General features: G+C 65.4%; 20 protein-coding genes. 14 read left to right on the top strand and 6 right to left on the bottom strand.

Translation table 11 applies throughout. The features are described 5' to 3' along the window. Positions 1-81: 81 nt before the first annotated feature. Positions 82-270 (bottom strand): ferredoxin, encoded by a 189-nt coding sequence (locus OIE68_RS18490; RefSeq protein WP_327100609.1) that lies wholly within the window; start codon positions 268-270, stop codon positions 82-84. Beyond that, positions 267-1541 (bottom strand): cytochrome P450, encoded by a 1275-nt coding sequence (locus OIE68_RS18495; protein ID WP_419150775.1) that lies wholly within the window; start codon positions 1539-1541, stop codon positions 267-269. Before OIE68_RS18495 ends, OIE68_RS18490 begins: the two co-directional genes overlap by 4 nt. A 222-nt stretch (positions 1542-1763) precedes the next feature. Here OIE68_RS18495 and OIE68_RS18500 point away from each other — a divergent pair, with 222 nt between their 5' ends. From OIE68_RS18500 to OIE68_RS18510, 3 genes are read left to right on the top strand one after another with little or no spacing between them, the layout of a single operon-like run. Next, positions 1764-2894 (top strand): acyl-CoA dehydrogenase family protein, encoded by a 1131-nt coding sequence (locus OIE68_RS18500; RefSeq protein ID WP_327100611.1) that lies wholly within the window; start codon positions 1764-1766, stop codon positions 2892-2894. Further along, positions 2891-4117, top strand: a complete 1227-nt coding sequence (locus tag OIE68_RS18505; RefSeq protein ID WP_327100612.1) for an acyl-CoA dehydrogenase family protein — start codon at positions 2891-2893, stop codon at positions 4115-4117. The genes OIE68_RS18500 and OIE68_RS18505 overlap by 4 nt, the downstream gene beginning before the upstream one ends. Beyond that, a complete protein-coding gene (locus tag OIE68_RS18510; protein WP_327100613.1) occupies positions 4118-4963 on the top strand; it encodes an SDR family oxidoreductase in 846 nt (281 codons plus the stop codon). Here the strand turns inward: OIE68_RS18510 and OIE68_RS18515 are convergent. Next, positions 4905-5600: a TetR/AcrR family transcriptional regulator gene (locus tag OIE68_RS18515; RefSeq protein ID WP_327100614.1), complete on the bottom strand. Its 696-nt coding sequence runs from the start codon at positions 5598-5600 to the stop codon at positions 4905-4907. The two genes, OIE68_RS18510 and OIE68_RS18515, sit on opposite strands and share 59 nt — an antisense overlap. A 35-nt stretch (positions 5601-5635) precedes the next feature. Between OIE68_RS18515 and OIE68_RS18520 the strand changes: the two genes are divergently transcribed. Further along, complete coding sequence (locus OIE68_RS18520; protein WP_327100615.1) at positions 5636-6403, top strand: tyrosine-protein phosphatase; 768 nt, start codon at positions 5636-5638, stop codon at positions 6401-6403. Here the strand turns inward: OIE68_RS18520 and OIE68_RS18525 are convergent. Next, positions 6389-7660 carry an aromatic ring-hydroxylating dioxygenase subunit alpha gene (locus OIE68_RS18525; protein ID WP_327100616.1) on the bottom strand — a complete coding sequence of 424 codons (1272 nt, stop codon included), beginning with the start codon at positions 7658-7660 and terminating at the stop codon, positions 6389-6391. The two genes, OIE68_RS18520 and OIE68_RS18525, sit on opposite strands and share 15 nt — an antisense overlap. Before the next feature lie 161 nt (positions 7661-7821). Here OIE68_RS18525 and OIE68_RS18530 point away from each other — a divergent pair, with 161 nt between their 5' ends. Beyond that, positions 7822-8400: a helix-turn-helix domain-containing protein gene (locus OIE68_RS18530; protein WP_327100617.1), complete on the top strand. Its 579-nt coding sequence runs from the start codon at positions 7822-7824 to the stop codon at positions 8398-8400. A gap of 70 nt (positions 8401-8470) precedes the next feature. Here OIE68_RS18530 and OIE68_RS18535 read toward each other — a convergent pair whose 3' ends face one another. Together OIE68_RS18535 and OIE68_RS18540 are read right to left on the bottom strand one after the other, a co-directional pair. Further along, entirely contained in the window at positions 8471-9943 is a 1473-nt protein-coding gene (locus OIE68_RS18535; RefSeq protein WP_327100618.1) for an amidase, read from the bottom strand. A gap of 162 nt (positions 9944-10105) precedes the next feature. After that, positions 10106-10696, bottom strand: a complete 591-nt coding sequence (locus OIE68_RS18540) for a TetR-like C-terminal domain-containing protein (RefSeq protein WP_327100619.1) — start codon at positions 10694-10696, stop codon at positions 10106-10108. A gap of 686 nt (positions 10697-11382) precedes the next feature. Between OIE68_RS18540 and OIE68_RS18545 the strand changes: the two genes are divergently transcribed. Genes OIE68_RS18545 through OIE68_RS18585 form a run of 9 tightly spaced genes read left to right on the top strand, consistent with a single transcriptional unit; the run spans position 11383 to position 19351 of the window. Next, on the top strand, positions 11383-11646 hold the full coding sequence (locus OIE68_RS18545; RefSeq protein WP_327100620.1) for an acyl carrier protein: 264 nt from the start codon (positions 11383-11385) through the stop codon (positions 11644-11646). 37 nt (positions 11647-11683) lie between these two features. Further along, a complete protein-coding gene (locus OIE68_RS18550) occupies positions 11684-12823 on the top strand; it encodes a 3-oxoacyl-ACP synthase (RefSeq protein ID WP_327100621.1) in 1140 nt (379 codons plus the stop codon). After that, on the top strand, positions 12820-13827 hold the full coding sequence (locus OIE68_RS18555) for a hypothetical protein (RefSeq protein ID WP_327100622.1): 1008 nt from the start codon (positions 12820-12822) through the stop codon (positions 13825-13827). The genes OIE68_RS18550 and OIE68_RS18555 overlap by 4 nt, the downstream gene beginning before the upstream one ends. A 2-nt stretch (positions 13828-13829) precedes the next feature. Then, on the top strand, positions 13830-15518 hold the full coding sequence (locus OIE68_RS18560) for an FAD-dependent monooxygenase (protein ID WP_327100623.1): 1689 nt from the start codon (positions 13830-13832) through the stop codon (positions 15516-15518). Continuing rightward, positions 15515-16009, top strand: a complete 495-nt coding sequence (locus OIE68_RS18565; RefSeq protein ID WP_327100624.1) for an SCP2 sterol-binding domain-containing protein — start codon at positions 15515-15517, stop codon at positions 16007-16009. The genes OIE68_RS18560 and OIE68_RS18565 overlap by 4 nt, the downstream gene beginning before the upstream one ends. Continuing rightward, on the top strand, positions 16006-17283 hold the full coding sequence (locus tag OIE68_RS18570; RefSeq protein WP_327100625.1) for a beta-ketoacyl-ACP synthase II: 1278 nt from the start codon (positions 16006-16008) through the stop codon (positions 17281-17283). The genes OIE68_RS18565 and OIE68_RS18570 overlap by 4 nt, the downstream gene beginning before the upstream one ends. A 3-nt stretch (positions 17284-17286) precedes the next feature. Then, a complete protein-coding gene (locus OIE68_RS18575; RefSeq protein ID WP_327100626.1) occupies positions 17287-17739 on the top strand; it encodes a DUF3237 domain-containing protein in 453 nt (150 codons plus the stop codon). 38 nt (positions 17740-17777) lie between these two features. Beyond that, positions 17778-18617 (top strand): ABC transporter ATP-binding protein, encoded by an 840-nt coding sequence (locus OIE68_RS18580; protein ID WP_419150715.1) that lies wholly within the window; start codon positions 17778-17780, stop codon positions 18615-18617. A gap of 8 nt (positions 18618-18625) precedes the next feature. After that, entirely contained in the window at positions 18626-19351 is a 726-nt protein-coding gene (locus OIE68_RS18585) for an ABC transporter permease (protein ID WP_327100627.1), read from the top strand. Positions 19352-19378: the final 27 nt, after the last annotated feature.

Below are 19378 nucleotides of genomic sequence, written 5' to 3' on the forward strand. Positions count from 1 at the left end.
ATGTGATTCTCGGCCATGGAACAACACTCTTCCTCGAATTCGATGCCGGTCAGCTGAATACAGGCGGCCGCACCGAACCGGTCAACTCGCGGTGATGGCATGCTCCGGGCAGGCCGACACCGCCACCAGGACAGCACTGGCGTGGTCGGCCGGAACCTCGGGAGTTTGCACCTCGGCGTAGCCGTCGTCGTTGAGGGCGAACACCTCCGGGCACAACGACAGGCACACACCGTGTCCGCGACAGCGGTCGGAATCGACCGAGACCTTCATCGGGTACCACCTTCCGCGATATCGAATTCCAGATGCAGCGCGGTCAGGCCGCGCAGGACGAAGGTCGGCACATACTCGTACTCGCGTGCGTCGGCGGCGCCGTGCACCGCTTCGTCGATGCGGATATCGGTCGTGCGGTCCAGCAGCCGCTCGATGGCCACGCGGGCCTCGGCCCTGGCCAGCGGCGCCCCCGGGCAGGTGTGGATGCCACGGCCGAAGGCGATGTGGGTGCGGGCATTCGAGCGCTCGGGGTCGAAGGTCGACGGATCGTCGAAGCGGCGCGGATCCCGGTTGGCGCCACTGTTCACCACCATCAGGGTGGTACCGGCGGGCAGGTCGACCCCGCCGACACCGACCGGCACCTTCGACAAACGGAAGTCGCCCTTGACCGGGCTCTCCATGCGCAGCGCCTCCTCGATGAAATTCGGTATGCGCGAACGGTCCTCGCGCAGCCACCGCTGCAGTTCGGGCTGCTCGGCGAGCAGTTTCAGCGCGGAGCTGAGCAGTCGAACGGTCGTCTCCTGACCGGCCGAGAACAGGTTCGCCGCCACCCGTACGACATCGAGCACCGTGGGTTCGGAGCCGTCCGGGAACACCGTGCTCGCCATGCTGCCGAGCACGTCGCCGCGCGGTTCGCGGCGCCGGTCCTCGATGTAGTCGGCGAACTTGCCGTAGAGGAATTCGATCGGGTTGTGGTGCATGGATTCACCCTCGGTACTGCCGAGGGTGGAGCCCTCCCGGTGCGGGTCGCGCTGCAATGCCTGCAGGAATTCCTCCTGGTCGGCCGCGGGCACGCCGAGCAGGTCGGCGATGACGTACAGCGTGAACGGTCCGGCGAAGTCACGGATGAAGTCGCCGCGGCCGGGTGCGAGGTAGCTGTCGAGCATCCGGTCCGCGAGCGTCCACATCGCGTCCTCGTTCTCCTTGAGGCGCTTCGGGGTGATCAGCCGCATCAGCAGGCCGCGATGCTGGGTGTGCACCGGTGGGTCCAGGGTCGGCAGCTGGTCGCTGAACGGCAGCTTGTCGCGGTGCTCGGCGATCAGCGCATCGATATCGCCCTCCAGCGGCACCGGGAAACCGGGGAACGGACCGGTCACCGAGGTGCAGGAGGAGAAGTGCTCGGTGTCGTTCAGCACCTCGAGCGCCTCGTCGTAGCCGGTCACCATGTACACGCCGTGGTGGTTCTCGCGTGCCACCGGGCACTGCGCCCGCATGGCGTCGAAGTACGGATACGGATCCGCTATGAGCTCCCGCCCGAGAAAGAAATCCATCTTCTCGAAGTCGTTCACCACTGATGGCTCCCTTCGCCACCGCGCGCTCGTCATGGACCTACCGACCGGCACGCGAGAATGCTACTCTCGATAACTGTTGAATCCGATTCTCACATCGGTATGGGAGACCGTCAAATAGGAGACGGCGGCGCGCGGTTTCCGACCAGCGCGTCTCAGCCCGGTGAGCATGTGCTCAGCGGTTGATTCGGAGGACCGAAAATCATGAGTGTCGAGCCGACCGGCGATCAGCGGTTGTTCCAGACGACGACCCGCGAGTTCCTCGACCACACCGTCCCGATCGAGACGGTGCGCGAACTCGCCGATGCCGCATCGGGTTTCGATGACCTGTGGTGGCGGCGGGGCGCGGAGTTGGGCTGGACGGCGATGCTGGTGCCCGAACATCTCGGGGGCGGCTCGATTTCCGGTCAACCGATGACCGAACTCGCGCTGGTGGCCGAGGAGTTCGGTCGCACCTGCGCGCCCGGCCCGTTGATCCCCACCAGTGCCGTACTCGCCGCACTGGCGGCCGCGGGCGATCGGTTCGCCGATGTGATCGCCGAGATCGTCAGCGGGGACGCGATCGCCGCGTGGGCGCTCTATGAGCCCGGCCACGGTTTGGATCTCACCGCCCCCGACACCCGGGCCGAACCCGACGGTACCGGCTACCGGCTCACCGGACTCAAGGACCGCGTCGAAGCCGGTGACCGCGCCGACCTGTTCCTCGTCACCGCACACGGCCCGGATGGCCCGATCCAGCTCCTGGTGCGCGCCGATACCCCGGGCGTGACGGTCACCCCGACCTGGACGCTCGACCTCGTTCGCCGTACCGCCCGGGTCGAGTTCGCGAATGTCTTCGTCGGCGCCGACGCCGTGGTCCAGCAGGGCGAAACCGCCACCGCGGCAGCGCAATCGCAACTGCATATCGCAGCGGCGCTCAGCGCCGCGGAATCGGTCGGCGCCGCCCAGCGCGCCTTCGACGCCACTGTGACCTGGATGTTCGACCGCTACACCTTCGGCCGCCCGCTGGCCTCCTATCAGGCCCTCAAACACCGCATGGCCGATAACAAGACCTGGCTGGAGGCCTGCCATGCGACCGCCCGCGCCGCGGCCGCGGCCATCGACCAAAACCCTTCCACAGCAGCCGAATTCGTCAGCGTCGCCAAATCGTATGTCGGTACGAAGGCGCCGGTGATCGTCCAGGACTGCGTCCAGATCCACGGCGGTATCGGCGTCACCTGGGAACACGACCTGCATCTGTTTCTGCGGCGCGTCACCTACGGCCGGGCCCTGTACGGCACCCCGGAGGAACATCACCGCCGCATCACCGACCTACTCGTTCGGAGCGCCGCATGACCACCGATCTCGAACCAGTCGACAGCTTCCGTGACCGTGCCCGGCGCTGGCTGAAGGAAAACCTTCCGCCCACCACGCAGACCTACACCGGCGCGGACCACGACGAAGTGTGGGATCGCGCGCGCGAACTGCAGCGCATCCTCTCCGACGGCGGCTTCGCCGGTATTTGCTTCCCGAAAGCCTATGGCGGCCAAGGGCTCACAGCCGCCCACCAGCAGGCCTTCACCGAGGAATCGCTCGGCTACGAGATGCCGCTGGTGCTGAATGTGCCGACGCTGGCGATCTGCGCGGCCACCCTGCTCGAGTTGGGCACCGAGGAGCAGAAGCGCACGCATCTGACCGCGGTGCTGCGCGGTGAGGAGATCCTGGCCCAGTTCTTGTCCGAACCGCGTGGCGGCTCGGATCTGGCCGGGCTGACCACCCGCGCCGATCGTGACGGTGCCGAGTGGATCCTCAACGGCTCCAAGATCTGGAGTTCGGGCGCCTATGCCGCCGACTACGGGCTGTGCCTGGCCCGCACCGATTGGGACGTGCCGAAGCACAACGGGCTCACCCTGTTCCTCGTCCCGGTCGCCGCGCCGGGTGTAACTATCCAGCGGATCAAACAGGTCACCGGATCGACCGAGTTCTGCCAGGAGTTCTTCGACGATGTCCGGCTACCCGCCGACGCCGTGATCGGCGAGGTCGGCGACGGCTGGGCGGCGGCGTCGCGGCTGCTGAATCACGAACGGGCCGCCATGGGCGGCACCTCGCCCTACACCAGCGGCCAACGCCCCCACCTCGGCGCGGAGGCCACCACGTTGGTCGACTTGGCGCGCGCGACCGGCCGCCTCGACGATCAACGGGTGCGTGCGGATATCGGGGCGGCCAGGGCCATGATCGTGGTCCGCAACCAGCTCATCGCGCACGTTTCGCACGCCATCGGCACCGGCGCACTGCCGCCCGCTGCCGGATCCATCGTGCGCCTGTTCAGTGCCGAAAATGCCTTGCTGCAAACCGATTCCGCGGTCACGATCGCGGGCGCGGCGGCGGTGACCGGCGATCCGGACGGTCCGGGCATCGGCCAACTCGGCATCGACTATCTGTTCCGCAACGCCTGGAGCCTCGCCGGCGGCAGCACCGAAATGGCCCGCAACATCATCAGCGAACGCGTACTCGGCATGCCCCGCGAACACGCCGCCGACCGCGACGTGCCGTTCAACAAGGTCGAGCGAGGTCGTTGAGTGACGGGTTGGTTCGAACAGCGCAGCGGCCTCGACGGCACCGTGGCCGTGATCACCGGCGGCGCAGGCGGTCTCGGGCAGGCGATCGTGCACGATCTGGTCGCCAACGGTGTCCGGCCCGCAGTCCTCGACCTCGATGCCGAAGCAGCCGAGGCCCTGCGGCACACGATAGCCGACCGCGACGCCCTGGTACAGGTCGGTGACGCCCGTGATCCCGATACGCTGGCGGCACTGTTCGCCGCCGCCGACGAGCGCTGGGGTCGGCTCGACACACTCGTCAATGTCGTCGGCGGCACCTTCCGTGCGCCGTTCACCGACACCACACCGAAGGGCTGGGACGCACTGCTGCGCACCAATCTGCTGCATGTATTCCACGCCTGCGCACTGGCGGCGCCGCGGATGCGGGCCGGTGGGCGCGGCGGCAGCATCGTCAATATCACCACCATCGAAGCGCACCGTGCCGCACCAGGTTTCGCCGTCTACGCCGCCGCGAAGGCGGCCGTCGAACAGTTCGGCCGCACCCTCGCCGTCGAACTCGCACCGGACCGGATCCGGGTCAACAATGTGGCCCCGGACTTCGTGCCGACCCCCAACCTCGCCAGGTTCTCGCACGGCGACGGCGCCATGTCCGATCCGGCCGGGGCCCGGGTCGCCATCCCACTGGGCCGCCCCGGTCAGGTCACCGATGTCTCGAACTGCGTGGTCTTCCTCGCCTCGGCCCTTTCGGCCTACCTCACCGGCACCACCCTGCACCCCGACGGTGGCACCTCGGCATCGGCCGGCTGGTTCAACTGGCCGGATACCGGTTGGGCCAATTACGCTCCGCTGCGCTATCTCCAGAGTTGATCGGGGTGATCGCGCGCAGGCAGAACGCGGTCGTGCGGTCGATATCGGCGGCGGTCGGCTCGACCCGGCGCCAGAGGAAATCGGTCAGACTGCCGACGGTCGCGTGCGCGACGAGCCCGGCATCGAATTCCGGGTCCCGGCTGCCCAATTCGGCGAATGCGCCGTACAGCAGTGTGGCGAGCCGACCGCTCGGCGTGGGCGATCCGGCATCGAGATCCGGGGCCGACCCGCCGGCGTTCCACAGCACCGCTCTGGTCAACGTCGCCGTGGCCTCGGCTGCCTGGGACAGCACCGCCTCGACCCAGCGGCGCACCTGGTCCTCCGGTGTATCCGCCGTGCGCATTCGGCGGCCGGCGTAACGCACCAGGCGCTCGGCGCCATCCTCGATGAGCGCGGATATGAGTGCGTCCTTCGACGGAAAGTGCCGGTAGAAGGCGTCATTGGACAGACCGGCGGCCGCGACGATATCGGCGACACGCGGTCGCGAGGTGGTGTCGCTGGCGCGGATGACGGCCAGTGCGGCATCCAGCAGGCGCCGCACCTCGTCGGCGTAGGTCGCCTCCCGTTTGGCGAGAGCCCGCGCTGCGATGCGGCCCACCACATCGACCTTTGGACCCGCAAGACTATTCTCGCTCACAAGAAGAGTATTCTCAGAATTAGGAGTCGGCGCAAATGCCCGAGCGTGTCCTCACCCTGCAGGGTGCGACGAACTTCCGCGATCTCGGTGGCTATCCGACCGTCTACGGCGGATACACCCGCTGGGGCATGGTCTATCGCTCCGACGCTCCGAACCGGCTCAGCATCGACGACCTCGCCATCATCGAACGCCTGGGGCTGCTGGTCGCCTACGACCTGCGCACCGACGAGGAACGCGACCGGTCCCCCTCGGCCCTGCCCGCCACCGTGCGCCGGATACCGCTCACCATCGGCGGCACCGCCGCCCACACCCGGGCCAATGCCGAGATGATCCGGACCCGGCCCGCCGAAATTCCCGACGACTTCCTTGCCGAAATGTACCGCCGGATGGCCGATTTCGACGCCGGGATATTCGGGCGGATTCTCAACGAGCTAGCTGACGCGGACGGTACACCGGCGCTGATCCATTGCACCGCGGGCAAGGATCGCACCGGCGTCGCCGCCGCATTACTGCTGGCGGCACTCGGTGTCGACGAGACGACGATTCTCGACGACTACGAACTCAGCGCCATCCACTTCACCGACCGGCGCCTGCCGCGCCTACTGGCCCGCCTGCCCGAGGATGTCGACCCCGCACGCTACCGCGCAGTGTTCGGTGCACCGCGACTGGCGATGTCCACCCTGCTCACCACACTGCGGGAACAACACGGCAGTATCGAGGGCTACCTGCGTACCAGGGCCGGGCTATCGCCTTCGACCCTCACCGCGCTGCGCGACCGGCTGGTCCAGTCAGCCGTTTCGTGACTCCGCCTGGTACCCGGCAACGAAGTCGGTGGCCTGCTTGTGCAGATGCCGCAACAGGATCTCCTGGTCATTGAGCGGGAACTCGGTGATCGCCCGTGATTCGAGCATGGTCTGGGTGGCCTCCAGAGTGTTGCAGTCCTGCAGGCCGAATTCCTTGAAGGTGAGCGCGGCCAGTTCCTGACGCAACCGGTCGGTGGCGTTGCGCGCGGGGGCGAAATAGCAGGTGCCCTCGAAGATGTGCTTGTTGTAGGCGGTCGGCCAGTAGTGATACGTCAGGTACCACCCCGGCGCCCACACGACGATCATGAAATTCGGGAAGAAGACATAGGAGTCCAGGCCCCATGCCCGGTGCCGGGCGGGGTTCAGGCCGGGTGGCAGATTGTCCAGCGCGGGGATGTCCGGGCGATCCCAGGCGCCGAAATTGCCGCTGCGCAATACCCTTTCGATCGGCTTGACCATATTCAGGTCCTTCGGCGGCGCCATGCCACCCCACGAGGACACCATGCCGTGCGGCCCGTCCAGTTCGTAGTGCAGCGCCTCGAAGCCGAAGTTCGACAGCTTCGATGACTCACCGGACACGTACTGCTTCGCGTGCAGGATGGGCGCGTGGTAGAACTCGGCGAAGGCGTCGATGTAGAGCTTCCAATTACTGCCGACCTCGGCCCGATACTTGTACACCTCGGTCATCTCCCCGAACGGGTAGCCCGCCAGCCCCTCAGCGAACTTGCCGAGATAGTCGGTCAGCGGCGCGGCATCGTCATCGAGATTGACGAAGATGAAGCCCTCCCACACCTCGCAGCGCACCGACTTCAGGCCGAACCGGCTCTTGTCGAAGTCGAAGAACTCCGGCTCCTGCTGCACGAAGGTGGCCTCGCCCTCGAGGCTGTAGCGCCAGGCGTGGTACTTACAGGTGAACTGTCGGCAGGTACCGGCAGCCTCCTGGCCCGGATAGTCGTCCCAGACCAGCTTGTTGCCGCGATGGCGGCAGACATTGTGGAAAGCGCGAATTTGCTGGTCGTTGTCCTTGACGATGATCAGCGACGTGTTCACCACCGCGAGCTCTTTGGTGAAGTAGCTGCCCTTGCGTGGAAGCTGTTCCACCCGACCGACATTCAGCCAGGTCCGCGCGAAGATCGCCGCACGTTCGAGCTCGTAGTGCTCCGGCGAGATCGAGTCCTCGAACGACACCAGGCCGGTGCCCAGCTCTGGATAGTGCTCCGTCCACGACCCCTCCGCGGGCTTCGCGAAATGCGGCATCTGTAGCTCCCGTCATATCGAATACCGCGGCCAACGGGCCGCCGACACGAGTGAATGCTAGTCGTTCGTAAAGTGAATCGCTAGCCGTTCGTAAAGTAAATGACTTGTCGATCGTCAAGTACAGTCTTAGGCGTCACAATGAGCTCACCGGAAGGAAAGGCATGACGAGGGCAGATGATGTCGTGCGAGAAGCCGACAGTCGGCAACGCCTGATCGACGTCGCGGTAGCACTTTTCATCCGGCACAGCTTTGCCGGGACCTCGCTGCAGATGATCGCCGATGAGCTCGGCTTCACCAAGGCCGCGATCTATTACCACTTCCGCACCCGCGAACAGCTACTCCTCGCCGTGCTGCGGCCACTGCTGCAACAACTCCGGTCGGTGATCGAGACCGCCGAACAGCAGCGCACCGCGCGCGCCCGCGCCGAGTCGATGCTGAACGGTTACGCCGAACTCGTCGCCGCGAGCCGATCGATCGCCGCCGTCGTGACCACCGATCCCAGCGTCATTCGCGTGGTACGTCAGCAACCGGACTGGCGCAAGGTGATCGATCAGCCTGTCGCACTACTGGCCGAGCTCACCCCGGGACCGGATGGTGTCATCGCGGCCACCGCGGTGCTGACCGGTCTGGCCGGTGCTGCGTCCGGCGCACCGAGCGATGTCGACCAGGAGACGCTGAACCGACAGCTGCTCGACATCGGTCGCCGCATACTCGGACTGCGCAGACCGCGAGTCACATAACGCCGCACCATATTTCGAGCCGCCGGCGGTCCGCTGGAGTCCGGGGTCGTGGCGCGTTCGAGCTTGTCGGCTATCGAACCTGCTCGGCCACTGACGTCGGCGCCTCGAAACCGCCGATCTCCTGCTCGAGCAGTTCGGCCAGCCGCAGCGGGGTGCGGTCCTCGAACATCGGACCGATCAGCTGCACCCCCACCGGCAGACCCTCGGGGGACCGGCCCGCAGGTATCGCTGTGGCGGGCAGGCCGGGCATGGTCGCCAGACCGGCCCAGACGAGCTGGTCGGCGAACGGGTAGGCCACGCCGTCGATGTCGATCCGCCGGTCTCCCAGACCGGGGGTGTGGTCGTGCGGGAATGCGGGAGTCGGCGTGATCGGACAGACCACGGCATCGAACTCGGCGAAGAGCTGGCGCCAGCCGTGGCGGTGACGCTCGCGACGGTTGTTGGCCTCGATCCAGTCGCGGTGGCTGAACACCGCGCCGCGCAACCGCGCCGCGTCGAGACCCTCGTCGTCCGCGTTCAGTTCGGCGGCGTGGGTCCGCAACTGCTCATACCGCTCCACGGGATACATTGCCGCGAGGTTCGCCAGCAGCAACTGCGTGTAGAGCGTCGCGGCCTCGGTCAGATCGGGCAGCAACGGACTGTGCCGTTCGACGCGGGCGCCGCCGCCAACGAGCGCGTCGGCGACTCGGTTCACCGCCGCCCGCACAGCGGAGCTGGTTGCAATGAGCGGATGTTCGTCGATAACAAGGACACGAAATTCGGAAAGCTGCTCATGGCGCGCGGCCGGAAGAGCCAAGTCGAATGCGACGCCGAGCGTCAGCGGGTCCGGGCCGGCCATCACGTCCAGCAGCAGTGTGAGGTCTCGTGCGGTGCGCGCCATCGGACCGACGACGGCCAGGTCGCGCTCAGAAGGCAGTGCCGGCGCGGGCGGCGGGACATGTCCGCGGCTCGCCACCAGCCCGTATGACGGCTTATGTGCGTAGACGCCGCAGAAATGCGCGGGGTTGCGCAGCGAACCGCCGATGTCGGAGCCGATGGACAGCGCGCCGAATCCACACGCGAGGGCCGCCGCTGATCCGCCGGAGGATCCGCCCGGAGTGCGGCCGAGATCCCACGGGTTGTTGGTGGTGCCGTAGATCTCGTTGAAGCTCTGCAGATCTCCCAGCATGAACGGCACATTGGTCTTACCGAGCACCACCGCGCCCGCGGCCTTCAGTCGCGACACCTGTACCGCGTCCTCGGCCGGCACATAGTTCTCATAAGGCGGCACGCCCCAGGTCGTGGGCAGCCCGGCCATGTTGTAGGACTCTTTGACCGTCACCGGAATGCCGAGCAGCGGCCGGTCCTCGCCGCGAGCACGCGCCTGGTCGGCATCGCGCGCGGCAGCCCGCGCACGGTCGAAGTCCGGCACACAGATCGCGTTGATCGACTTGTCGTCGTGCTCGATACGGGCGATCGCCTCGTCGGTCAGTTCCACGGAGGTCACCGCACCGGCACGCAACGCAGCCGCAAGTTCTTCGGCCGACCGGAAACTCCACTCCATCAGACCGACCCTACCGGCCCGCCGGATGGGCTGACCTCGGTCCTGTGCGAATTGCGTGGTGACGCTTGATTTTCAGATGGACAGGACACCAGCCCCCGCACCGATTCACCGCGCCCAGCACACTCTCGAACGGCCCAAAGCGCCAGTGATCACCTTTCATGGCTAGCTTTCGGAAAGGACTCCGTTGACCACGACGCTGACCAGCTTTTCGGGAAGGTCCGGCGTTATCGGCCTACCCGTCAGGATCACACGCATCTGGATCGTGGCGAATAGTGGCTCGAGCACATCAATGGCGGCGATTCCGGACTGCACCTCACCGCGGGTGATCGCGCGCTCGACGACAGGCTCCATCGCCCGAAGCCGGGTTTCGAAATACTGCCGTCGCGCCTCGCTCGCCGCGGGGTAGTCCGCCGCGGTGACACTCATTTGCAAAAGCGAACGCCCGACCGGGCTCCCGAGGTAGTCACATGCCTGTTTCATGAGATCGGTCAGATCTTCGCGCAGCGAGCCGTGATCGGGTACGACCAGCGACGCCTCGCTTCGCGTCGTCAGCGCGTCGAGGATCATGCGTTCGCGCGTCTTCCACCGTCGGTAGACCGATGTCTCGTGTATGCCGGCGAGCCGTGCGACGGCCGCGACGGACACAGCGTGTACCGGTGTGCCGTTCATGATTTCCGATAGCACCGCGTTGCGCACAGAAGTAACGATGTCCGGTGTATCGGCGACCTGGGGCACACTGAACTTGTCAGGCATTTTCGCAGTATAACGGCGCTAGCGCATTGTTCCCGCTGCTGGCATTCAATTGAGATTTCACAGAATGGGCCGGAGCTGACCGCACATCGAGCCGGACGGGTTCGGATAAATCACGGACTCGAATTCGACTGCAGGGCAAGCCGATCCGGACGCAATGGCGGAAGTAGTCGCGCGCTGCTGATGGCGCGCCCGATGCTCTGCGCCGTAGTTCGGTCGACCGGTACTCGGCACCGGATGGCACTCGACAGTCGACGACCGGAGCGCTCTCGGCAGGCACTCGCGGTGTCCGTATCCGCGCGCGGGCAGGCTGAGGAATGAGCGGCGTCACTGGCCCTTCCGGCGAATCGGCTTCGCTGCCAACAGGTTTCGATCTCGCGGGCATGCACCGAGCCTACCCTGACTAAAGATGCCTATAGTTACAGAAACTCGTGTTGCGCAGTCGGGCCGACCCGATTATGGTCATATGCAAGTCGACTTGCGCAGCGCCGAGCGGGGCCCGGTGGTGGGGATCCTGAAGCATTTGTTGTGTGTACCTACGGTGACCATGCGACGGGAAACGCTGCGCCTAAAAAGAAAGTCGACTCGAGCGCGACATCGCCGTCGCCGCGTTCGACAATGCTGTCGCTACGTTTATTGCAAACAACTGGCCCGCTGGGGCCGTTCTGCACAGTGAAGGGGAGATTTAAATGAGCCTCGAAACGGACGTGTACGACGATATCGCCGACTACCTGGAAAATCACTACAGCATCGAGGTCGACAAGGTTGACCCATCCGCGACATTCGAGGACGTGGGCCTGGATTCGCTTGGGCTGCTTGGCATTGCGGAGATCTTGGAACGCAAGTACACGATTTCGCTGAACGACGAACGCATCGCAAGCATCAAGACGTTCGGAGAACTCGTCGATGCAGTGCGGTCGCGCTCGGAGGAATCCAGCGCGAAGTCCCTATAACGGACCGAGTGACACAACCAATAGCATTGGAGTTCCGGTGACCGCATACATCACCAGCACTGGACGATTTTTACCAGGCGATCCGGTAACAAACGACGAAATCGAAGACTTTATCGGCAAAGCGGGGAATGCGAGTTCCGCCCTGCGGGACACGATTCTCGCCAATAGTGGTATCAAGACACGCTATTACGCACTGGATCGGGAACAGCAAACTGTGTTCTCGAATACGGAATTGGCCGCTCGGGCGGTGGAGGACGCAGTCGAACGATCGGAGATCGCTGCCGAGGATCTTCAGTTACTCGCCGCCGCCACGACGTTGCCAGACCTGATGGGACCGGGTCACGCGAGTATGGTCCACGGCCGCCTCGCCTATCCGCCCTTCGAGATCGTCACCGCGCACGGCATCTGCAGCTCGGGAATGATGGCGCTGAAGAACGCCTACCTGCAGGTCGCGATCGGCGAGAAGTCGGCCGCCGTCGCGGTCGCCAGTGAGTTCGCTTCCCGTGGCTTCAAGAGCAGCCGCTACAAGCCACTCGAGAGCCGGACGGAGGACGGTTCACTGCCCATGGAGACCGCGTTTCTGCGGTATATGCTCTCCGACGGCGCGGGAGCGGCGGTCGTCCAGGACAAGCCGAGGTCGAACGGGGTGAGCCTGCGTATCGACTGGATTTCGCTGACCTCGTATGCCAATACCGAGAAGGCATGTATGTATTTCGGCAGCGAGTCCAACGATGCCGAGAAGACCTGGATGGACTACGCAGACGCGACCGAGGCCGCGGCAGCGGGCACGCTGGTTGCCCGACAGCGCCTCTCGCTGCTGCCGCATCTGGTCAAGGTCGGCATCGACGAGTACGAGCGGCTACTCAACGCGGGCAAGTTCGACCCGACCACCTTGAAGTGGATTCCGGCGCACTATTCGAGTGAGCGCATGAAGTCGATGGTGCTCGGCGAATTGTCGCGGCGCGACGTGCCACGGCCGGGGCCAGAGGTGTGGTACAGCAACCTCACCCGCGTCGGGAACATCGGTAGCGCAAGCATTTTCGTGATCCTCGACGAGATGCTGCGCGAAGAACTCGTCACACCGGGAGACACCATGCTCTGCATGGTCCCGGAATCGGGCCGTTTCGCGATTTCGTACATGCACCTCACGGCAGTGGACGGCGGCATGAACGCATGAGCACCGCGCCACCGGATCTACCCGTGCGGGAGGTCGGCGCCGAACCCGCTGTGATCGCGGTGTACTGGTACTCGCAGACCGGGCAACTGCGAGAGTGTCTCGAACATTTTCTCGAGCCGCTCGTTGCCGCAGGCTGCGAGGTCCGGTGGGTCGAAGTCACCACCTCCGGTGACTTTCCGTTTCCGTGGTCACTCGGTCGCTTCTTCGGTGTGTTCGCGGAGGCCGCCGATGCCGAGTCGACAGTGGACATCTCCGTCGGAGACGGCAGTCGGCAAGTCGGCGACGACGTGGACTTGGTGCTGGTCGCGCACCAGGTGTGGTATCTGAACCCATCGATCCCGATGCGATCGTTGGTGCGGCGCTACCCCGAGCGGGTGACCGGTCTGCCCGTTGTGCAGTTCATCGCCTGCCGCAATATGTGGGTGTCCGCGGCGGTGAGTATGCGCAGCATGCTGACCGCCGCGGGCGCTCGCCCGGTCGGCGTGATCGCGGTGACGGATACCGCGAATCAACTCGTGTCGCTGTTCACCACCCTGCGGTGGCTGCTGTTGGGACGGCGGGAGGCATCGTTCGGTCTGCGTGCCGCTGGTGTGCCCGATGCCGAGCATCAACGGCTGCGCAGGCTCGGACGACAATTGGTCGAGGCCGGCGCGGACACGCGGGGGCAGATCACCGCGGTGCTGCCCGAGGTATTGGCGCGGGCCGAATCGGCCCGCGAGAATGCCGCGGTAGTAGGTCCGGATCTGTTGGCGGGCACGGCCTTTCGGTTCGCGTCACGGCTGATCCGCCGGTACACCGAACCGGATGGTCTCGGCGAGAAAACAGCACTGGCCGTTTTCGTCGGTGCACTGGGCACGGGGATCGCACTCGGCCTGCCGGTGGCCACGGTGCTGCGCATCGCCTTCCGTCGGCGCGTGGACGCCGCCATCACGAGCTATCTCGACCGCGCGCTGTACGCGGTCGCCGACGACGCTGTGCCGGCCCGGCGCAGACACGAGGTGTGACCATGGCTGTCGACAACTGCGAAGTATTGATCGTCGGTGGTGGTCCGACCGGCCTGATCGCAGCACATCTGTTGGGCCGCAAGGGGATTCGCACTCAGCTGGTGGAGAGCCGATCGAGTGCGTCCACACATCCGCGGGCCACGATGGTCAATGTTCGTACCGCGGAAATACTCCGGGACCTCGAGCTGCTCGGTCCAGCGCAGAAGGTCGGCACCAGCCTGGAGGCGTCCAGCCGGGTCAGTTTCCACACCACCCTGGTCGGCGCTGAGCTCGGCGAGATCGACATGGTAGGAGACGCCGAGAAACTCATGCGGACGGTGTCGGCGAGTCCGGTGCTGCCGCTGATCTGTCCGCAGAACGAGTTACAGACGCTCTTGCTGCGTGAGTTACCCAACTACCCCTCCGTCAGCGTCGAGTCGGGTGTGGAGATCACCGATCTGATCGTCGACCCCGATGGGGTCGGCGCGGTACGAGCGGACAATTCCGCGCTACGCGCTTCCTACGTGGTCCTCGCCGAGGGAATTCACGGTCGGTTGCGTGAGCGCATAGGCATCACAGTCCAGGCCTGCGCACCGCTCGGAACGATGTTGGACATCCATTTCACCGCCGATCTCGGCTCGACGGTCGCAGGCAAGGAGAGCGCCCTGTACTGGGTCATCAACGATGACATACAGGGGGTGCTCATCACCGTCTCGCCGCAGCGCGGTACCTGGCTGCTCGAGCTGACCGGCATCGACATCGACCCATCGGCGATGCCCGACAAAAGCGAATGCGAGCGCCTGGTCCGAATGGCCATCGGTGCGGCCGATATCGACATCACGATCGAGTCGGTCCGGACGTGGGCGATGGGTACGACGGCCGTCGACCGCTGGAGTGACGTCCACCAACGGGTATTCGTGGCAGGCGACGCGGCGCACAGCTTCCCGCCGACCGGTGGCTTCGGCATGAATACCGGCATCCAGGACGCGCACAACCTCGCGTGGAAGCTGCACGGTGTGCTGCGTGGCTGGTCGAGTCCGCGACTGCTGAACACCTACGAACCCGAGCGGCGGCCCGTCGCGGATTTCAACGCCGAGCGCAGCGTGCACAACGCCGTTGCCATGGACGAGTTCTTCACATCGGCACGGTCGCTGATCGGATCCGGAAACGGATCGGGGCCCGAGATCAGCGATGCCGCCGCACTGGCCGACGGCATCGAACGACAACGGCCGCATTTCGACTTCTACGGTCAGGCAAGGGGATTCGTCTACTGCACCGACGAAGACCACCCGCAGCCGGTTGTCGCGGACGTGGTCGAATATCTCCCCAGAGTGATAGTCGGTGCCGTCGCACCTCACGTGTGGCTGGAAGAGGATGGCCGGCGCACGGCTGTCACCGATCTGACCAACGGGGCCTTCGCGCTGCTGACTTCCGTCGAAGCCGCGCCCGAATGGCAGGACTCGTTCGGTGCATGGGCGTCGGTGCTCGGTGACATACCGCTGCGGGTATGGCCGGTGTCCCCGGTACCGCGTCCGGACGCCTTACACGATTTCCGCGACGACGCCATCGGGGTCTTCGGTTTGTCCGACGCGGCGGCGGTCGTCGTGCGTCCCGACGGCCACATCGGCGCGATATTGCCCGGTGCGGATCCGCACGGCGAATTGGCCCGATACCTCAACTCGATACTCGGCGAGAAAGCGGTGACCGCATGACCGACATTTCCCAGGACGACACCTCCGGCGTCGATCCGCAGCTTGCGGCGGATCTGCTCAGCAATGACCGGGGTCGGGTCAAGCGCGCAATCGAGAGCATCTCCGCACAGCGGCTCGCGGACCATCTCGAGACCGACACCGGCACAGCGGGTTTGGTCGCGGCATTCGATTTGATGCCGACGTTCTATCGCGGCGGTATGCCCGAGCGTGCGGTGATTCGCTGGGCCGTGACCCGGCGCTCGCACGGCAAACTCGAACGCGACGTCGAGCTGACCCCCGCCATCTGCACAATCGGTGAAAAGGGCGCCTTCTCCGCGCAACCGGCGGCGACACTTACCGCGCCCGCATCAGCGTTCGTCGCGCTTGCCTGCGGTGCGACGCGCGGTGTCGAGCTGATGTCGCGGGGTGATCTGCGGGTGGCGGGCAACGTGCAGCTCGCGATGAAGATGGAGCGCCTGTTCGATCTCGAGCCGAATGCGACATCGTCATGAGCGCGCCGAGCCTGCCGCGTGCGGTGACCGCCCGGCGCAGGGTCGCCATCACCGGGATCGGTGTGGTGTCGCCGGTGGGAAACTATCCCGGCGTGCTGTGGGACAACCTGCTCGAAGGCCGTTCGGGCGTGGGTCCCGTCACCACGTTCGACGTCTCGAACAAACGGGTTCGGATCGCGGCGACGGTCGATGATTTCGCAGCGACGGACTGGATGGAGCGCAGGGATGCCATCCGGTTCGATCGTTTCTGTCAGCTCGCGATGGCAGCTTCCGACCTGGCACTCAAAGACGCCGGTGAGCTCAGCGCCGATCTGTCCGACGTTGCGGTCATCATCGCCAGCGCACTCGGTGGGGCCGACACGATTCGCGCCACCGTCGGCAACGACCCGGACGGTGAACGGATCCCACCGACCTTCATCCCCGTGTCGATGTCCAACGTCGCCGCCTCGGTAGTGGCCCAACGCCACGATTTCGCGGGGCCGAGCTACGCGCCGAGCAGCGCGTGCGCGTCCTCGGCCGACGCCGTCGGCCAGGGCATGCGGATGATCAGGGACGGATACGCCGACGCGTGCGTTGTCGGCGGATCCGAAGCTTGTGTAAATCCCGTTATCATGGCCGGTTTCGCCAGCATGCGGGCATTGTCGCGGCGCAACGACAGTCCCGAGCAGGCCGCGCGCCCGTTCGACGCCGACCGCGACGGATTCGTGCTGGGCGAGGGCGCGGCGGTGCTGATTCTCGAGGATATGGATCGTGCCCTCGCGCGGGGAGCGACCATATACGCCGAGATCGCGGGCTACGGTCAAACGAATGACAGCCACCATCTGACCGCACCGAGGGCCGATGGTTCCAGTGCCGCCCGGGCGATCCGCATCGCGCTGCGCGACGCGGGCATCGCGACAACCGATGTGGACTACATCAACGCACACGGCACCGGCACGATACTCAACGACCGCGCGGAAATGGCCGCGTTGCGTACTGTTTTCGGTGCTGATCTCGCGAAAACCGTTGTGGCTTCTACCAAATCCATGACCGGCCACCTCCTCGGCGCGGGCGGCGCGTTGGAGGCCGCGATCGCCGCCCTGGCCGTCAAGACATCGATGATCCCACCGTCGGTCAATCTGGACCAGGTGGCCGAGGACTGCACGGGCGCGTCGTTCGTCTCGGCATCGACCGAGTCCGATGTCGCTGCCGTGCTGACGAATTCCTTCGCATTCGGCGGCCACAACTCGTCATTGGTCCTGCGCCGTAACGACCCTTACCGCACCGAGGAGTAGTCCATGGAATTGAAGTTCGAAGGTGAAGTCACCGCGTCATTGCATCCTCCTCGCATGGTGGGCAACACCCCGCACGGAATTCGCATGTTCATCGAGGTCGGTGAGGGAAAGCTGGAGGGTGAGCGCATCAACGGGCGGGTGCTGCCCGGCGGTGGCGACTGGGTGCTGATCGGCACCGACCAGTGGGCGCGCGCCGATGTGCGCGCGCAATTCGAGACCGACGACGGTGCGATCATCTACGCGCAATTCGATGGGCTGATCGAGATGACCGACGCCGTGCAGACAGCGTTCGCGGACGGGGTGCCCACCGCATTCGAGGACCAATACTTCCGGGTACTGCCGCGCCTGGAGACCGGTGATCCCGACTACGAATGGATCAACCAGACGCTTTTCGTCGGTGAGGGCCGATTCACCGAAGGCTTTGGTCTGCAATACCGCTTCTACCGGATCACCTGACCCGACCTGGCCGCCCCGCACAGTGTCACATCCTTCGAATGTCTGAAAGTGAGGTGATCGGCCCGATGAATTCCTCGGATGCCGACTCGTCGTCGCGTGCGATCGACGTCCGGTCGGTGACTGTGCGAAGGAGGCGGAAAACGATCCTCGACGACATCTCGTTCACCGTCGGCCAAGGCTCGGTGACCGGTTTGCTCGGGCCCAGCGGCTGCGGCAAGACAACTCTGATGCGCACCGTCGTCGGCGTACAGAGGTTCTCGTCGGGCACGATCACCGTGCTCGGCCGGCCGGCCGGGCATCGGCGGCTGCGCCGTGACGTCGGCTACGTGACCCAGTCGCCGTCGATCTACGACGATCTGACCGTTCGGCAGAATGTCCGCTACTTCGGGGTGATGTACGGGACGAAGGCCGAGTCGGTGGATCGGGCTATCGAGGACGTCGGGCTGCTCACCTACCGAGACACGCTGGCCGCCAAGCTTTCCGGCGGACAGCGTGCACGGGTGTCGCTGGCGTGCGCGCTGATCGCTCGGCCCAAACTACTGGTGCTCGACGAGCCGACCGTCGGCCTCGACCCGGTGCTGCGCCGTGACCTGTGGGCCTCCTTTCACAGCTTGGCCGATGGCGGCACGACGTTGTTGGTGTCCAGCCACGTGATGGACGAGGCCGAACGCTGTGATCGCCTGCTGCTCATGCGGGAGGGCAGCGTGCTCGCCGACTCCGACCCCGCGGGCTTGCTGCGGCGAACCGGAGCCGACACATTAGAGGGCGCTTTCCTGCGGCTGATCGAGTCCGGCGACGGAGCACGATCGTCCACCACCGTGAATTACGTTGCGACTCATCAGGTTTCCGAAGAGACCCGGCCGGAGGTTTCGTTGTGAATGCCCACATGCTGTTGCACACCACCGCGCGTGTGCTCACCCAGATTCGCCACGACCGCCGCACGGTGGGGCTACTGCTCGTGGTGCCGAGCGTGCTGCTCACCTTGCTGCGCTTCGTCTTCAACGGTCGCCCCGATATCTTCGACCAACTGGGATTGATGCTGCTCGGCATCTTCCCGTATGTGTCGATGTTCATGGTCACCAGCGTCGCCATGCTGCGTGAACGCACCACCGGCACGTTGGAACGACTCATGAGCACGCCACTGTCGAAGATGGATCTATTGCTCGGCTACGGACTGGCCTTCGCCGCGGTCGCCGTGGTGCAGGCGGCGGTTGCGGCTACGGTCGCCTACCAGTTCCTGGGGCTCGAATCGCAGGGGTCCATCGCGGCAGTGCTGCTGATCGTCATCGCGACGGCTGTGCTCGGCTCGTCGACCGGCCTGCTGACCAGTGCGTTCGCGCAATCGGAGTTCCAGGCAATGCAGTTCATGCCCGCGTTGGTGATCCCGCAGCTGCTGCTCTGCGGTCTCGTCTGGCCACGGGAGGAGATGAGCGGTTTCTTGCAGGGACTGAGCAACGTCGTGCCGTTGCGCTATGCCGCGCAGGGTCTCACGGAAATCGGCACGTACCCACACCCGACCACCACGATGTGGATCGACCTGGCTGTCGTGGCAGCGTTCGCCGCGGCCTCCTTGCTCACCGGCGCGGTAACGCTACGCCGACGCAGTTCGTAATCACCACCCGATCCCAGCAGGAGCTTC

This window comes from Nocardia vinacea (assembly GCF_035920345.1).
GTDB lineage: Bacteria > Actinomycetota > Actinomycetes > Mycobacteriales > Mycobacteriaceae > Nocardia > Nocardia vinacea_A.